Annotated in this window: 13 protein-coding genes; 11 read left to right on the forward strand and 2 right to left on the reverse strand. The window is 61.5% G+C overall.

The annotated features are described in order from the left end of the window. The first annotated feature begins 143 nt into the window (after positions 1 to 143). Positions 144 to 305 (forward strand): hypothetical protein, encoded by a 162-nt coding sequence (locus LOY31_RS06480; protein WP_007959203.1) that lies wholly within the window; start codon positions 144 to 146, stop codon positions 303 to 305. Between the two features lie 145 nt (positions 306 to 450). Then, a complete protein-coding gene (ccoM, locus tag LOY31_RS29380; protein WP_007959205.1) occupies positions 451 to 567 on the forward strand; it encodes a cytochrome c oxidase subunit CcoM in 117 nt (38 codons plus the stop codon). A 556-nt stretch (positions 568 to 1123) separates the two neighbouring features. On the opposite strand, the gene LOY31_RS06485 is transcribed toward ccoM, so the two are convergent. Both LOY31_RS06485 and LOY31_RS06490 read right to left on the reverse strand, forming a co-directional pair. Then, complete coding sequence (locus LOY31_RS06485; RefSeq protein ID WP_007957824.1) at positions 1124 to 2599, reverse strand: inorganic phosphate transporter; 1476 nt, start codon at positions 2597 to 2599, stop codon at positions 1124 to 1126. A gap of 375 nt (positions 2600 to 2974) precedes the next feature. After that, on the reverse strand, positions 2975 to 3175 hold the full coding sequence (locus LOY31_RS06490) for a hypothetical protein (RefSeq protein WP_007957826.1): 201 nt from the start codon (positions 3173 to 3175) through the stop codon (positions 2975 to 2977). A 642-nt stretch (positions 3176 to 3817) separates the two neighbouring features. On the opposite strand from LOY31_RS06490, the gene pcaR reads away from it, so the two are divergent. The 9 genes from pcaR to LOY31_RS06535 all read left to right on the forward strand — a co-directional run bounded on the left by pcaR (position 3818) and on the right by LOY31_RS06535 (position 13571). Then, a complete protein-coding gene (gene pcaR, locus LOY31_RS06495) occupies positions 3818 to 4660 on the forward strand; it encodes a pca regulon transcriptional regulator PcaR (protein ID WP_007917109.1) in 843 nt (280 codons plus the stop codon). 295 nt (positions 4661 to 4955) lie between these two features. Next, the gene (locus LOY31_RS06500) at positions 4956 to 6302 is read left to right on the forward strand and encodes an MFS transporter (RefSeq protein WP_127797145.1); all 1347 of its coding nucleotides are present in this window, start codon (positions 4956 to 4958) and stop codon (positions 6300 to 6302) included. Between the two features lie 194 nt (positions 6303 to 6496). Next, positions 6497 to 7354 (forward strand): CoA transferase subunit A, encoded by an 858-nt coding sequence (locus LOY31_RS06505; protein WP_003222404.1) that lies wholly within the window; start codon positions 6497 to 6499, stop codon positions 7352 to 7354. Next, positions 7354 to 8133, forward strand: coding sequence for a CoA-transferase subunit beta (locus LOY31_RS06510; RefSeq protein ID WP_007957829.1), 780 nt, complete (start codon positions 7354 to 7356; stop codon positions 8131 to 8133). The genes LOY31_RS06505 and LOY31_RS06510 overlap by 1 nt, the downstream gene beginning before the upstream one ends. After that, positions 8130 to 9335, forward strand: a complete 1206-nt coding sequence (pcaF, locus tag LOY31_RS06515) for a 3-oxoadipyl-CoA thiolase (protein ID WP_258712990.1) — start codon at positions 8130 to 8132, stop codon at positions 9333 to 9335. The genes LOY31_RS06510 and pcaF overlap by 4 nt, the downstream gene beginning before the upstream one ends. A gap of 36 nt (positions 9336 to 9371) precedes the next feature. After that, on the forward strand, positions 9372 to 10076 hold the full coding sequence (gene pcaH / locus LOY31_RS06520; RefSeq protein WP_011332820.1) for a protocatechuate 3,4-dioxygenase subunit beta: 705 nt from the start codon (positions 9372 to 9374) through the stop codon (positions 10074 to 10076). 1 nt (position 10077) lies between these two features. After that, positions 10078 to 10644 carry a protocatechuate 3,4-dioxygenase subunit alpha gene (pcaG, locus tag LOY31_RS06525; protein ID WP_039771428.1) on the forward strand — a complete coding sequence of 189 codons (567 nt, stop codon included), beginning with the start codon at positions 10078 to 10080 and terminating at the stop codon, positions 10642 to 10644. 220 nt (positions 10645 to 10864) lie between these two features. Beyond that, positions 10865 to 12160, forward strand: a complete 1296-nt coding sequence (locus LOY31_RS06530) for an MFS family transporter (RefSeq protein ID WP_258712991.1) — start codon at positions 10865 to 10867, stop codon at positions 12158 to 12160. Positions 12161 to 12206: 46 nt separating this feature from the next. Further along, on the forward strand, positions 12207 to 13571 hold the full coding sequence (locus LOY31_RS06535) for a 3-carboxy-cis,cis-muconate cycloisomerase (protein WP_258712992.1): 1365 nt from the start codon (positions 12207 to 12209) through the stop codon (positions 13569 to 13571). The last annotated feature ends 4 nt before the right edge of the window (positions 13572 to 13575 follow it).

The following is a 13575-nucleotide window of genomic DNA, read 5'->3' on the forward strand; positions in this document are numbered from 1 at the left end:
GGCAAATCCGGTGGGCGGTACATGAATTGTTGTAGCGCGTTTAGGTCAGTGGCTGGTCAGCGCCTGCGTCAGGCCGCATTATTGGCGCAGTCCTGTCGGTGATCCGGCAGTTGTGATTCAGTCCAAGTGATGCACCGAACGCCATGAGCCAAGACGACAAGCTGATCGACCTCAACACCGAACGCGCCAAGCGGGTTCATGACCTCAACGAGAAGCGCCTGAATGAAGTACGCCAGGCTTTCGAGCAGGCCATGCCTTTGGGTAAACCGAAGAAAAAGCCGAAAAACAAACCGAAAAAGCGTTGATCTCCCCTGCATCCGTTGATGCAGGTCAGTTATTTCCCTTCCTTTCCTCCCCATGGTGACCGGCATTGATCCCGGTCAATTCCTGCGCCTGCCTGATTGGTTAACTTAGCTCCATCGCAGCAGAGCAGGGGCCAGGAGGCCAGTCATGTTTTTCGATAACGTGGTGTTTGCCGGGGTCCTGACTGTGGGGCTGATGGTTCTGTTTTTTGCAGGGTTTGGATTTTTTATCTGGAAGGATGCGAATAAGCGCAAGAAGCCTTGATTCTTCCGGGTTTGATGAGCACGCAAGGCATTTTGGGCAACTTCGGTTGCCCTTTTTTTTGTGTATTGGCGGCCTTTGGGCCGACCATGCTTTGGGTGTTTTTTGTGAATATCCGTTTTTGTGGGTGTTGCCGCTTATGGTTCCGCCCTTACGGCGGGTCACTTTGGCAAACGCCCCAAAGTAACCAAAGGGCTTGGCCCCTGCGTTCGGCGCCTCGCTTAGGCTCGGCGTTCCTTCGTTCCGGGATTCATCCGGGGGCATCGCCTACGGTTTGCTTCGCTGCACCTCCTCTCGATGTGTTTGGCTCCGCCAAACGGCGCTACGCGCCCACCCCCGGATAAATCCCTCCACTCAGCCTTCCGATGGGGCCGGCACGTCAAGAGCGGTACTCGAGCTAACGCTCATCGTGGTGAGTGGTGGGAAGCGGAAGCTAACAGCTTGATCGTTCCCACGCTCTGCGTGGGAATGCAGCCCGGGACGCTCCGCGTCCCATTTCTGAAGGCAACAAAAAAGGCGTGATCCTTTCGAATCACGCCTTTTTCATTTCAGCGGTCTATCAGCTACCCAGCGCTTTCGATGCCAGCCAGAACAGGCCGGCCGACAGGGCCACGGTGGCTGGCAGGGTCAGGACCCAGGCCAGCAGGATGGTTTTCACCGTGCCGCCTTGCAGGCCGCTTTTGTTGGCGACCATGGTGCCGGCAACGCCCGAGGAGAGGACGTGGGTGGTGGACACCGGCAGGCTGAAGATGTTGGCCATGCCGATCAGGCTGGCGGTGGTGATCTGGGCCGACATGCCTTGCGAGTAGGTCATGCCTTGTTTGCCGATCTTCTCACCGATGGTCAGTACCACGCGTTTCCAGCCAACCATGGTGCCCAGGCCCAGGGCCAGTGCGACCGCCAGAATTACCCAGAACGGGGCGTATTCGGTGGTGGTGGTCAGGTCTTTGCGCAGTTTGTCCAGGTCAGCCTTTTCACGCGGTGCCAGGCCTGGCAGTTTGCTGACTTTCTTCGCGGTGTCGTCCAGGCAGAGCAGGTAGCGACGCACTTCGATGCGGCTTTCCGAGGACAGCGAGTGGTAGTCCGCTACACCTTTGAGGGTGTCGAGGAGGGCGGCGATGGTCGGTTCGGTCTGTTGCGGGTTGCAACGGAATTTCTCCGGCAGGTCGCCTTCCACGCTTTTGCCCAGGGCCAGGAATTCGCCCAGGGTGTCGGCGTTGCGCTTGTAGAACTGGCTCAGATGCAGGGTCGCATCGCGAGTACGTTCGATCTGGTAGGTGGTGCTGTTCAGGTCGAGTACAAACTGCGCAGGCACGATACCGATCAGTACCAGCATGATCAGGCCGATACCTTTCTGGCCGTCGTTGGAGCCGTGCACGAAGCTCACGGCCATGGCCGAGATCACCAGGACCAGGCGGTTCCAGAACGGTGGGTGCTTCTTGTCGTCGATCTTGCGGCGCTGTTCCGGCGTCTTGTGCATCTTCGACAGCGGGCGCCACCACTTCAGGCCGATCAGCACCAGCGCGGCGATCAGGAATCCGGCCATCGGCGAGAACACCAGCGAGGCGCCGATATCGATCGCTTTCTGCCAGTTGACGCCGTCAGCCAGTGGAATTTCGTTGATCAGGGCGTTGGCCAGGCCGACACCGAGGATCGAACCGATCAGCGTGTGCGAGCTGGAGGCCGGGATACCGAAGTACCAGGTGCCCAGGTTCCAGGCGATCGCGGCGGCGAGCAGCGAGAACACCATTGCCAGACCATGGCCGGTGTTTACGTTGATCAACAGTTCTACCGGCAGCAGGTGCACGATGGCATACGCCACGCCAACGCCGCCCAGCAATACGCCGAGGAAGTTGAACACGCCCGAGAAGAACACCGCCAGGTGAGGCGGCATCGCTTTGGTGTAGATAACAGTGGCTACCGCGTTAGCGGTGTCATGAAATCCATTGATGAACTCGAAGGCGAGGACAAATGTCAGGGCGAGCAGGAGGCTCACAAGCACCCAGGCATCCAGTCCGCTGAATAAATCGATCATGAAGGTTTTCTGACCCGGTCATAAGGGGGCGCGATTATGCCAGAAAAGACTGGAAATCGATCCCCTACCTGCTCATCGGTAAGCGTCTTCGCCAAATTAATTTGTATCAAGGTGCATTACCCAAGCTTTTTACAGGGTTTTGCAAGGTGTTGATTCAATTGAGAAAAATGCGATGCGCCGGCGGATTGGCCGGTTGTCGGGAGGGGGCTGAAACTTGTATGAAATATCTGAGAAACGCGTCTGACATGCTCCAGACCTGTGCAATACAGGGGAGTTGGCCGCTGCCCGCGGGTAGCGGGCGCGCAAGGCATCGTCAGTCCACCGTGCTTGTAGCCCGGTGAGTACGCTTACCCTCGAAAGTCTCAAAGGAAGGCATCAAGGCTCTTCGGCTTTGAGTTCCTCTTCCATTTTTTTCAGTTCTTGCTGGAAGACCTGATCCTGAACGGTAGGGCGTTTACGCCAGGCTTTGCGTTCTGGTTCGGGCTGGGCGGCGTAGGTGGTGACTTCCCCGCCGTAAACTTCCTTGTAACGTTGTTCCTGGCGCTCAAGTTCCGCGCGCAGTTCGTCTTTCGTCACAGTGCTACCTGTATGAGTTGAGATAAATGTCTGGTGAACGCACTGCAACGAATCATTTAACCGGTTCACCAACAAGCGCTCGCCCGGACAGGCAGCGGTGTTGTCGGGAAGACGGTCAGGACTTCCATGTTGCAGGCGGCTACGGCACCAGATTAAAACTGACGCAGCATCAGTTTCCTGTTTCAGCGAGCGCGCTGGCGGTGCATGAGTAATGAGCATCAGGCGCTGGCCGGGGCCGGCGGCGATGGACATCGCGCCAGCGGGTGGCACCGTCGGCAAATAAAAGCGCGGTGTCACTGAGGTGCATTATAGCGGCCGAATCGGGATTGACTATCTTTGCCAAGTTAAAAACGGTTCCGGATGTGTGATTGTTTTGTGACGTGCAACTTTCATCAATAGTTGCATCGTTGTTGCGCAGTGTTTGGTTTCTGGCGCCATTTAGTCGAACAACTAAGGCGCTTAAACCGCACCGGCGTTCCAAGTTCAAATCCGGCCTGCACAGCCCGGCCGAGGAGGCGAGGGCGATTGCGATTATCGGTCGACGGTTCGATAATCGCCCGGTGTTGGCGGTCTGTCGCTTGTGTATCCGCCGGCGAGCCGCTTGTATAGCCGTTGATCCGAACAAGAAAAAAAGGACCTGACATGAACGATCAAATGCGCAATTCCTTCACCTCGGTAGCGCCGCCGATCGTCGCTTCGCCGGCCAAGCGTATCCAGGCCCTGACCGGTGATCCGGATTTCATGACCTCCCTGGCCCGTGGCCTGGCGGTGGTGCAGGCGTTTCAGGAGCGCAAGCGCCACCTGACCATCGCCCAGATCAGCCATCGCACGGAAATTCCCCGCGCCGCCGTGCGCCGTTGCCTGCACACACTGATCAAGCTCGGCTACGCCACCACCGACGGGCGCACTTATTCGCTTCTGCCCAAAGTGCTGACCCTCGGTCACGCCTATCTGTCTTCGACGCCGCTGGCGGTCTCGGCCCAGCCGTACCTCGACCGCATGAGCGAGCAACTGCACGAGGCCTGCAACATGGCCACGCTGGAGGGCGACGACATTCTTTACATCGCCCGATCGGCCACCACTCAGCGTCTGATTTCGGTGGACCTCTCGGTGGGCGGGCGTTTGCCGGCGTACTGCACGTCCATGGGGCGGATCCTGCTGGCAGCGCTGGACGACACGTCGCTGCGCGAATATCTCGACCACGCCGAACTGGTCGCCAAGACCAGCCGCACCATCCACACCCCCGACGCCTTGCTCGAATGTTTGCAGGAAGTGCGGCAGCAGGGCTGGTGCATCGTCGATCAGGAACTGGAACAAGGGCTGCGTTCGATTGCCGTGCCGGTCTATGATGCTTCCGGCCAGGTGGTGGCCGCGCTCAACGTCAGCACCCACGCCGGTCGCGTCAGCCGCACCGAGCTTGAGCAGCGCTTTCTGCCCGGCCTGTTGAGCGCCAGCCGCGACCTCAGTGCGCAGTTGTTTGCCTGATGAAGCTGTTCGATAAACGCACAGAGTTGCGTTTATCGAATTGACGCTAAAACCCCCGGATCATTAATGTCGCGGCAGCGTCATCCGGCGCGAATGTGAATGAGCCCGCCGGATTGTCGACTCCCATAATAATGACAAGAGGCAACTTCCCATGCGCACGTTCCCCGACTGTCGCCGCTCCCGTTCCTGTTGCCGGTATTAGCGCAACGCCTGATTCCTTCCTTATATAGTTGTGACCGTGCCGCTCTCTGGCCGGCCGCCGTTCGACTGCGTTTTCTTGCGTGGAATAAAAATAATGAACCAGCCTCAGTCCGCTGTAGGTCACTGCCTCGACGTGCAGTCCTTCATCAATGCCCAACCGATCTCGCGCTATCAATGGCGAGTGGTGATCCTGTGTTTCCTGATTGTGTTCCTCGATGGCCTCGACACCGCGGCCATGGGTTTTATCGCGCCGGCCCTGTCCCAGGACTGGGGCATCGACCGCGCCAGCCTTGGCCCGGTGATGAGTGCCGCGCTGATCGGCATGGTCTTCGGCGCGCTGGGCTCCGGGCCGTTGGCTGACCGCTTCGGGCGAAAAGTCGTACTGGTCGGCGCGGTTTTTCTGTTCGGTGCTTTCAGCCTGGCTTCGGCCTACGCCACCAACGTCGATCAACTGCTGGTGCTGCGTTTTCTCACCGGCCTGGGGCTGGGCGCCGGCATGCCGAATGCCACCACGCTGCTGTCGGAATACACCCCGGAGCGCAAGAAATCGCTTCTGGTGACCAGCATGTTCTGCGGCTTCAACCTCGGCATGGCCGGCGGTGGATTCATCTCGGCCAAGCTGATCCCTGCATTCGGCTGGCACAGTCTGCTGTTGATCGGCGGGATCCTGCCGCTGATCCTCACCGTGGTGTTGCTGCTCTGGCTGCCGGAATCGGCGCGTTATCTGGTGGTGCGCAATCGCGGCACCGACAAAGTGCGCGAGACTCTCGCGCCCATTGACCCTGCCACCGTCGCTCAGGCCGCGAGTTTCAGCGTGCCGGAACAGAAAACCGTCAAAGCGCGCAATGTGTTCGCGGTGATTTTCTCGGGCACCTACAGCGTCGGCACGTTGCTGCTGTGGCTGACCTACTTCATGGGCCTGGTGATCGTTTACCTGCTGACCAGCTGGCTGCCGACCCTGATGCGTGACAGCGGCGCGAGCATGGAGCAGGCGGCGTTTATCGGCGCGCTGTTCCAGTTCGGCGGGGTGTTGAGCGCGGTCGGCGTAGGCTGGGCGATGGACCGCTTCAATCCGCACAAGGTGATCGGCATTTTCTACCTGCTGGCCGGAGTGTTTGCCTACGCGGTGGGGCAGAGCCTGGGCAACATCACGCTGCTGGCGACGCTGGTGCTGGTGGCGGGCATGTGCGTCAACGGCGCGCAATCGGCGATGCCGTCGCTGGCAGCGCGGTTTTATCCGACGCAGGGCCGGGCGACCGGTGTCTCGTGGATGCTCGGGATCGGCCGGTTCGGCGCGATTCTCGGGGCGTGGATGGGCGCGACCCTGTTGGGCCTGGGGTGGAATTTCGAACAGGTGCTGACAGCGCTGGTGATCCCGGCCGGGCTGGCCACGGCAGCGGTGGTGATCAAGGGCCTGGTCAGTCACGCGGACGCGACCTGATATCCACGTCCATCACTCCCGCACGCGGTGCGGGAGTGATCATTAGGCAGATAACAATCTGTTCGATAAACGAACACTCAGTCGATTATCGGATTGTTTGGCGAAAATCAGCGGCTTAATCTTCAGTGACTCCGGCGCAGAACCTCGCGCCTTTTTATCACTGGCGATTCATTACAAAAACAGGAGCCCGCTCCATGGCTGAGATCCTTTCGCTGCACGACGCGGTGAAGCAATTCGTCAACGACGGTGACACCGTCGCGCTCGAAGGCTTCACTCACCTGATCCCTACGGCGGCGGGTCATGAAATCATTCGTCAGGGCAAGAAAGATCTGACCCTGGTGCGGATGACGCCTGACCTGATCTACGACCAACTGATCGGCGCCGGCTGTGCACGCAAGCTGATCTTCTCCTGGGGCGGCAACCCTGGCGTGGGTTCGCTGCACCGTCTGCGCGACGCGGTCGAGAAGCAATGGCCGCATGCGCTGGAAATCGAAGAACACAGTCACGCCGACCTGGCCAATGCCTACGTCGCCGGCGCCTCCGGCCTGCCATTCGCGGTACTGCGGGCCTACGCCGGTTCCGACCTGCCGAAGGTCAACCCGCTGATCAAATCCGTAACGTGCCCGTTCACCGGTGAAGTGCTGGCGGCGGTGCCGTCGGTGCGTCCGGACGTGACCGTGATCCACGCCCAGAAGGCCGACCGTCAGGGCAACGTGCTGCTGTGGGGCATCCTCGGTGTGCAGAAAGAAGCCGCACTGGCCGCCAAGCGTTGCATCGTCACCGTCGAAGAAATCGTCGACAACCTCAACGCCCCGATGAACGCCTGCGTGCTGCCGACCTGGGCCTTGAGCGCTGTCTGCCACGTACCCGGTGGCGCGCATCCGTCCTACGCCCACGGTTACACCGAGCGTGACAATCGCTTCTATCAGGCGTGGGATCCGATCGCCCGCGACCGTGAGACGTTTACCGCGTGGATCAATGAATACATCCATGGCTGCGCTGACTTCAGCGAGTTCCAGGCCAAGTTGGCCGCTGCTTCGGAGGCCAAGTAATGACTTACACCACCAATGAAATGATGACCGTCGCCGCTGCCCGTCGCCTGAAGAACGGCTCGGTGTGCTTCGTCGGCATCGGCCTGCCGTCGAAAGCCGCCAACCTGGCGCGCCTGACCTCGTCGCCGGACGTGGTGCTGATCTACGAGTCGGGCCCGATCGGCGCGAAACCCAGCGTATTGCCACTGTCTATCGGTGATGGCGAACTGGCGGAAACCGCTGACACCGTCGTGCCGACCGGTGAGATTTTTCGCTACTGGCTGCAGGGCGGACGCATCGACGTCGGTTTCCTCGGCGCAGCCCAGGTCGACCGTTTCGGCAACATCAACACCACCGTGGTCGGCGACTATCACCAGCCGAAAGTGCGTCTGCCGGGTGCCGGTGGCGCGCCGGAGATCGCCGGCTCCGCTAAAAGCGTGCTGATCATCCTTAAACAGTCGGCACGTTCGTTTGTCGACAAGCTCGATTTCATTACTTCGGTCGGACATGGCGAGGGCGGCGATTCGCGCAAACGTCTGGGCCTGCCGGGCGCCGGGCCGGTCGGGATCATCACCGACCTGTGCATCATGGAGCCGGAAGAGGGCACCCATGAATTTGTGGTCACCGCACTGCACCCGGGCGTGACCCGCGAGCAAGTGGTCGCCGCCACAGGTTGGGCGATCCGTTTTGCCGACAGCGTGGCCACGACTGCCGAGCCGACCGAAGTCGAGCTGACCGCGCTGCGCGATCTCGAAGCCCGTACCGCAGCGGCCCACGGCCAGGCACCGGGAGAAGCATGATGCGCGACGTTTATATCTGCGATGCGATCCGTACCCCGATCGGTCGTTTCGGTGGCGGTCTGGCGGCAGTTCGCGCCGACGACCTGGCCGCTGTGCCGATCAAGGCCTTGATGGAGCGCAACCCATCGGTGGACTGGAGCTCTATCGACGAAGTATTCCTCGGCTGCGCCAACCAGGCCGGCGAAGACAATCGCAATGTCGCGCGCATGGCGCTGTTACTGGCCGGTCTGCCGGAGAGCGTTCCGGGTGTCACCCTCAATCGCCTTTGCGCGTCGGGTATGGACGCCATCGGCACGGCGTTCCGCGCCATCGCCAGCGGCGAAATGGAGCTGGCGATTGCCGGCGGTGTCGAGTCGATGTCCCGCGCGCCGTTCGTGATGGGCAAGGCTGATGCGGCGTTTTCGCGCAACATGAAGCTGGAAGACACCACCATCGGCTGGCGTTTCATCAACCCGTTGATGAAGGCCCAGTACGGCGTCGACGCGATGCCGCAGACCGCCGACAACGTCGCCGACGATTACGAAATTTCCCGCGAGGATCAGGACGCTTTCGCCCTGCGCAGTCAGCAACGTACTGCCGCTGCTCAGGCTGCCGGCTACTTCGCCGAGGAAATCGTCGAAGTGCGGATCGCCCACAAGAAGGGTGAAACCGTGGTCAGCCAGGACGAACACCCACGCGCCGACACCACGCTTGAAGCCCTGACCAAACTGAAACCGGTCAACGGCCCGGACAAGACCGTCACCGCCGGCAACGCTTCGGGTGTCAACGACGGTGCCGCCGCGCTGATTCTGGCCTCGGCCGAAGCGGTGAAAAAACACGGTCTGACCGCCCGCGCCAAAGTGCTCGGGATGGCCAGTGCCGGGGTTGCGCCACGGGTGATGGGCATCGGCCCGGTGCCGGCGGTGCGCAAACTCACTGAACGCCTCGGCGTGGCGGTCAGCGATTTCGATGTGATCGAACTCAACGAAGCGTTTGCCAGCCAGGGTCTGGCGGTGCTGCGTGAGCTGGGGCTGGCGGACGACGCGGCCCAGGTCAACCCGAACGGCGGCGCGATTGCCCTCGGTCACCCGTTGGGCATGAGCGGCGCACGTCTGGTGCTGACCGCCCTGCATCAGCTGGAAAAGACCGGTGGCAAGAAAGGTCTGGCGACCATGTGCGTCGGTGTCGGCCAGGGTCTGGCCCTGGCCATCGAACGCGTCTGACGCAAGCCGTGACGAAAAAGAACAGAGGAAAGCGAAATGACTGACAAGCCTGGTTACCGCCGCCCGCAGGAAGGCACCCAGCCGCCGTACCTGCATCCGACCTATCAATCCACCAATCTGCGCTCGCCGTCCAAGCCGTTGGTGTTTCTGCCGCATTCGCTGTCGGAAATCACCGGCCCGACCATCGGCGCCGAGCGAGTGGCCGATACCGACAACGATCTGACCGCCCAGCATCAGGGTGAACCGCTCGGCGAGCGGATCATCATTCACGGGCGTGTGCTCGACGAAGACGGTCTGCCGGTGCCGGGGATTCTGGTGGAGATCTGGCAGGCCAACGCCGCCGGTCGCTACAACCATGCCCGTGACCTGCACGACGCACCGCTGGATCCGAACTTCACCGGCACCGGCCGCACCGTGACCGACGCCGACGGCTGGTATCAGTTCCAGACCATCAAGCCCGGCGCCTATCCGTGGGGCAACCACCACAACGCCTGGCGCCCGGCGCACGTGCATTTCTCGCTGTTCGGGCCGAGCATCCTGACGCGCCTGGTCACGCAAATGTATTTCCCGGGCGACCCGCTGCTGGCCTACGACCCGATCTACAACTGCGTGCCGGACACCTCGGCCAAGGAACGCCTGATCGCCGCTTTCGATCTGGAAAAAACCATTCCGTCCTACGCCCTCGCTTATCGCTGGGACATCGTGCTGCGCGGCCGCGAAGCCACGCCGATGGAGAAATGAGATGACCCTGACTGCGACCACGTCCCACACCGTCGGGCCGTATTACCACATCGGCCTGACCTGGCTGAACCGTGAAAACCTCGCCAACGAACTGACCCTCGGCCAGCGCGTGGCGATCACCGGGCAAGTGGTGGACGGCAACGGCGATGTCGTCAACGACGCCATGCTCGAAGTCTGGCAGGCCAACGCCGCCGGCAAATACGATCACCCGGAAGACGAGCAGGCCAAACCGCTTGATCCGAATTTCGAAGGTTTCGGTCGGGTGCCGGTGGACGCCGAAGGGCGCTTCCGTTTCACCACCATCAAGCCGGGCACGGTCGAAGGCCTGAAAGGCTCGACCCAGGCGCCGCACCTGGTGGTGCTGGTGTTCGCGCGCGGTCTGGTGAAGCACTTGCTGACGCGGATCTACTTCGAAGGCGATCCGGCGAACGTCAACGATCCGCTGCTCGAATGCGTACCGGCCGAACGCCGCGATACGTTGCTGGCGAAGCCGGATGCGGCGGGGGTTTATCAGTGGAATGTGATTCTGCAGGGCACTGATGCGGAAACCGTGTTCTTCGATTATTGAAAGAACACCGATCGTTCCCGCGCAGAGTAGTGATCGTTCCCACGCTCCGCGTGGGAATGCCGCCATGGACGCTCTGCGTCCACTGTGACGCGGAGCGTCACGGTATGCATTCCCACGCAGAGCGTGGGAACGATCTGAGGTCCGTGTTGCTGATCCAATGTGGAACGGGGCTGTTGCAAAGTGTGTCTAGACTCTCACTGTCCCTATCGAGTGAAAAACAATGACAACCCTCACCTCCCATTACACCGGTGAAGAGCGCAGCAAGCGCATCTTCGCCATTGTCGGCGCGTCGTCCGGCAACCTCGTCGAATGGTTCGACTTCTACGTCTACGCCTTCTGCGCGATCTATTTCGCCCCGGCGTTCTTCCCCTCCGACAACCCCACGGTGCAGCTGGTCAACACGGCAGGCGTTTTCGCCGCCGGGTTCCTGATGCGACCGATCGGCGGCTGGATTTTCGGCCGGGTGGCGGACAAGCACGGGCGCAAGAACTCGATGCTGATCTCGATCCTGATGATGTGCTTCGGCTCGTTGCTGATCGCCTGTCTGCCGACCTACAAGGACATCGGCGTCTGGGCGCCGCTGCTGCTGTTGTTCGCGCGTCTGTTGCAAGGCCTGTCGGTGGGCGGTGAGTACGGCACCACCGCGACCTACATGAGCGAAGTCGCGCTCAAGGGCCAGCGCGGGTTCTTCGCCTCGTTCCAGTACGTGACCCTGATCGGCGGGCAACTGCTGGCGGTGCTGCTGGTGGTGATCCTGCAACAGTTCCTCACCGAAGAAGAGTTGCGTGCCTACGGCTGGCGGATTCCGTTCGTGGTCGGTGCGGCCGCCGCGCTGATTTCGCTGTTCCTGCGCCGTTCGCTGAAAGAAACCACCAGCAAGGAAATGCGCGAGAACAAGGACGCCGGCAGCATCCGCGCACTGTTCCGCGACCACAAGGCTGCGTTCATCACCGTGCTCGGCTACACCGCCGGCGGCTCGCTGATTTTCTACACCTTCACCACGTATATGCAGAAGTACCTGGTGAACACCGCCGGCATGCACGCCAAGACCGCCAGCTACATCATGACCGGCGCGCTGTTCCTGTACATGTGCATGCAGCCGCTGTTCGGCATGCTCGCCGACAAGATCGGCCGGCGTAACTCGATGCTCTGGTTTGGCGGCCTCGGCACGCTGTTCACGGTGCCGATCCTGCTCAGCCTGAAAAGTGTCGGCAGCCCGTTCCTGGCCTTTGTGCTGATCACCTTGGCGCTGGCGATCGTCAGTTTCTACACCTCGATCAGCGGTCTGGTGAAAGCCGAGATGTTCCCGCCGGAAGTCCGCGCCCTCGGGGTCGGTCTGGCCTATGCGGTGGCCAACGCGATCTTCGGCGGTTCGGCAGAATACGTCGCGCTGAGCCTCAAGGCCGGCGGGATGGAAAACGCGTTCTACTGGTATGTCACAATCATGATGGCCGTGGCGTTCCTGTTCAGCCTGCGCCTGCCCAAAGAAGCGAAGTATTTGCACCACGACCTTTAAACCGAAGCGCGCGGGCCACACCGGCCCGCGCCGGCAAGGACTGTTTATGACTCAGCGACCGGGCAATCAATTGTTCGATGCCTACTTTACTGCCCGCGATATGCGCGACGTGTTCTGCGATCAGGGCCGGGTGCAGGCGATGCTCGACTTCGAAGCGGCGCTGGCCCGGGCCGAAGCGCGAGTCGGGTTGATTCCGGCGAATGCTGTTGCGTCGATCGAAAACGCCTGCCGCGCCGGGCTGTTTGATTTCGCAGCGCTGGGCGAGGCGATTGCCACGGCCGGCAATTCGGCGATTCCGCTGGTCAAGGCCTTGGGCAAGCAGATTGCCGCGACCGATGCCGAAGCCGAGCGCTACGTGCATCTGGGCGCTACCAGCCAGGACGTGATGGATTCCGGGCTGGTGCTGCAATTGCGTCAGGCGCTTGATCTGATTGAAGGGGAGCTGGCGCAACTGGCCGACGCCCTCGCCATTCAGGCGCAGCGCCACGCCGCGACGCCGCTGGCCGGGCGTACCTGGCTGCAACACGCGACGCCGGTGACGCTCGGCATGAAGATCGCCGGTTGGCTCGGTGCCGTGACTCGCAGCCGTCAACGCCTACGCGAGCTCAAGCCGCGACTGCTGGTGCTGCAATTCGGCGGCGCGTCCGGCACCCTTGCGGCGCTCGGCGAACAGGCATTGCCGATCGCCCATGCACTGGCCGAAGAACTGCAACTGACCCTGCCGGAACAACCATGGCACACCCAGCGTGATCGCATCGTCGAGTTTGGTGCTGTGCTCGGGCTGATCGCCGGCAGCCTCGGCAAATTCGGCCGCGACATCAGTCTGTTGATGCAGACCGAAGCGGCGGAAGTGTTCGAGCCATCGGCGCCGGGCAAGGGCGGTTCCTCGACCATGCCGCACAAGCGCAATCCGGTGGGCGCGGCGGTGTTGATCGGCGCGGCGACCCGCGTGCCGGGGCTGGTCTCGACGCTGTTCAGCGCCATGCCCCAGGAACATGAACGCAGCCTCGGTTTGTGGCACGCCGAATGGGAAACCCTGCCGGAGATCTGCTGCCTGGTGTCGGGCGCGCTGCAACAGGCGCGGCTGCTGGCCGACGGTCTGGAGGTCGATGCCGCGCGCATGGCCCGCAACCTGGAACTGACTCAAGGTCTGGTGCTGGCCGAAGCAGTGAGCATCGTGCTCGCACAACGGGTCGGCCGCGACACCGCGCATCATCTGCTCGAACAATGCTGCAAGCGAGCGGTGGCCGAACAGCGCCACCTGCGTGCGGTCCTCGGTGACGAACCGCAGGTGACCGCCGAACTGAGCGCAACCGAACTGGATCATCTGCTCGATCCCGCCCATTACCTCGGTCAGGCGCAGGTCTGGGTCGAGCGTGCGGTGGCCGAACACAACGCATTGTCTGACTGAAAGG

It is taken from the genome of Pseudomonas sp. B21-021, assembly GCF_024749205.1.
Lineage (GTDB): Bacteria > Pseudomonadota > Gammaproteobacteria > Pseudomonadales > Pseudomonadaceae > Aquipseudomonas > Aquipseudomonas paraglycinae.

Bases quoted from the DNA above. Each gene is read 5' to 3' on its own strand.
- LOY31_RS06480 (WP_007959203.1), top strand. From the start codon at position 144: ATGAGCCAAGACGACAAGCTGATCGACCTCAACACCGAACGCGCCAAG.
- ccoM (WP_007959205.1), top strand. From the start codon at position 451: ATGTTTTTCGATAACGTGGTGTTTGCCGGGGTCCTGACTGTGGGGCTG.
- LOY31_RS06485 (WP_007957824.1), bottom strand. From the start codon at position 2,599: ATGATCGATTTATTCAGCGGACTGGATGCCTGGGTGCTTGTGAGCCTC.
- pcaR (WP_007917109.1), top strand. From the start codon at position 3,818: ATGAACGATCAAATGCGCAATTCCTTCACCTCGGTAGCGCCGCCGATC.
- LOY31_RS06500 (WP_127797145.1), top strand. From the start codon at position 4,956: ATGAACCAGCCTCAGTCCGCTGTAGGTCACTGCCTCGACGTGCAGTCC.
- LOY31_RS06505 (WP_003222404.1), top strand. From the start codon at position 6,497: ATGGCTGAGATCCTTTCGCTGCACGACGCGGTGAAGCAATTCGTCAAC.
- LOY31_RS06510 (WP_007957829.1), top strand. From the start codon at position 7,354: ATGACTTACACCACCAATGAAATGATGACCGTCGCCGCTGCCCGTCGC.
- pcaF (WP_258712990.1), top strand. From the start codon at position 8,130: ATGATGCGCGACGTTTATATCTGCGATGCGATCCGTACCCCGATCGGT.
- pcaH (WP_011332820.1), top strand. From the start codon at position 9,372: ATGACTGACAAGCCTGGTTACCGCCGCCCGCAGGAAGGCACCCAGCCG.
- pcaG (WP_039771428.1), top strand. From the start codon at position 10,078: ATGACCCTGACTGCGACCACGTCCCACACCGTCGGGCCGTATTACCAC.
- LOY31_RS06530 (WP_258712991.1), top strand. From the start codon at position 10,865: ATGACAACCCTCACCTCCCATTACACCGGTGAAGAGCGCAGCAAGCGC.
- LOY31_RS06535 (WP_258712992.1), top strand. From the start codon at position 12,207: ATGACTCAGCGACCGGGCAATCAATTGTTCGATGCCTACTTTACTGCC.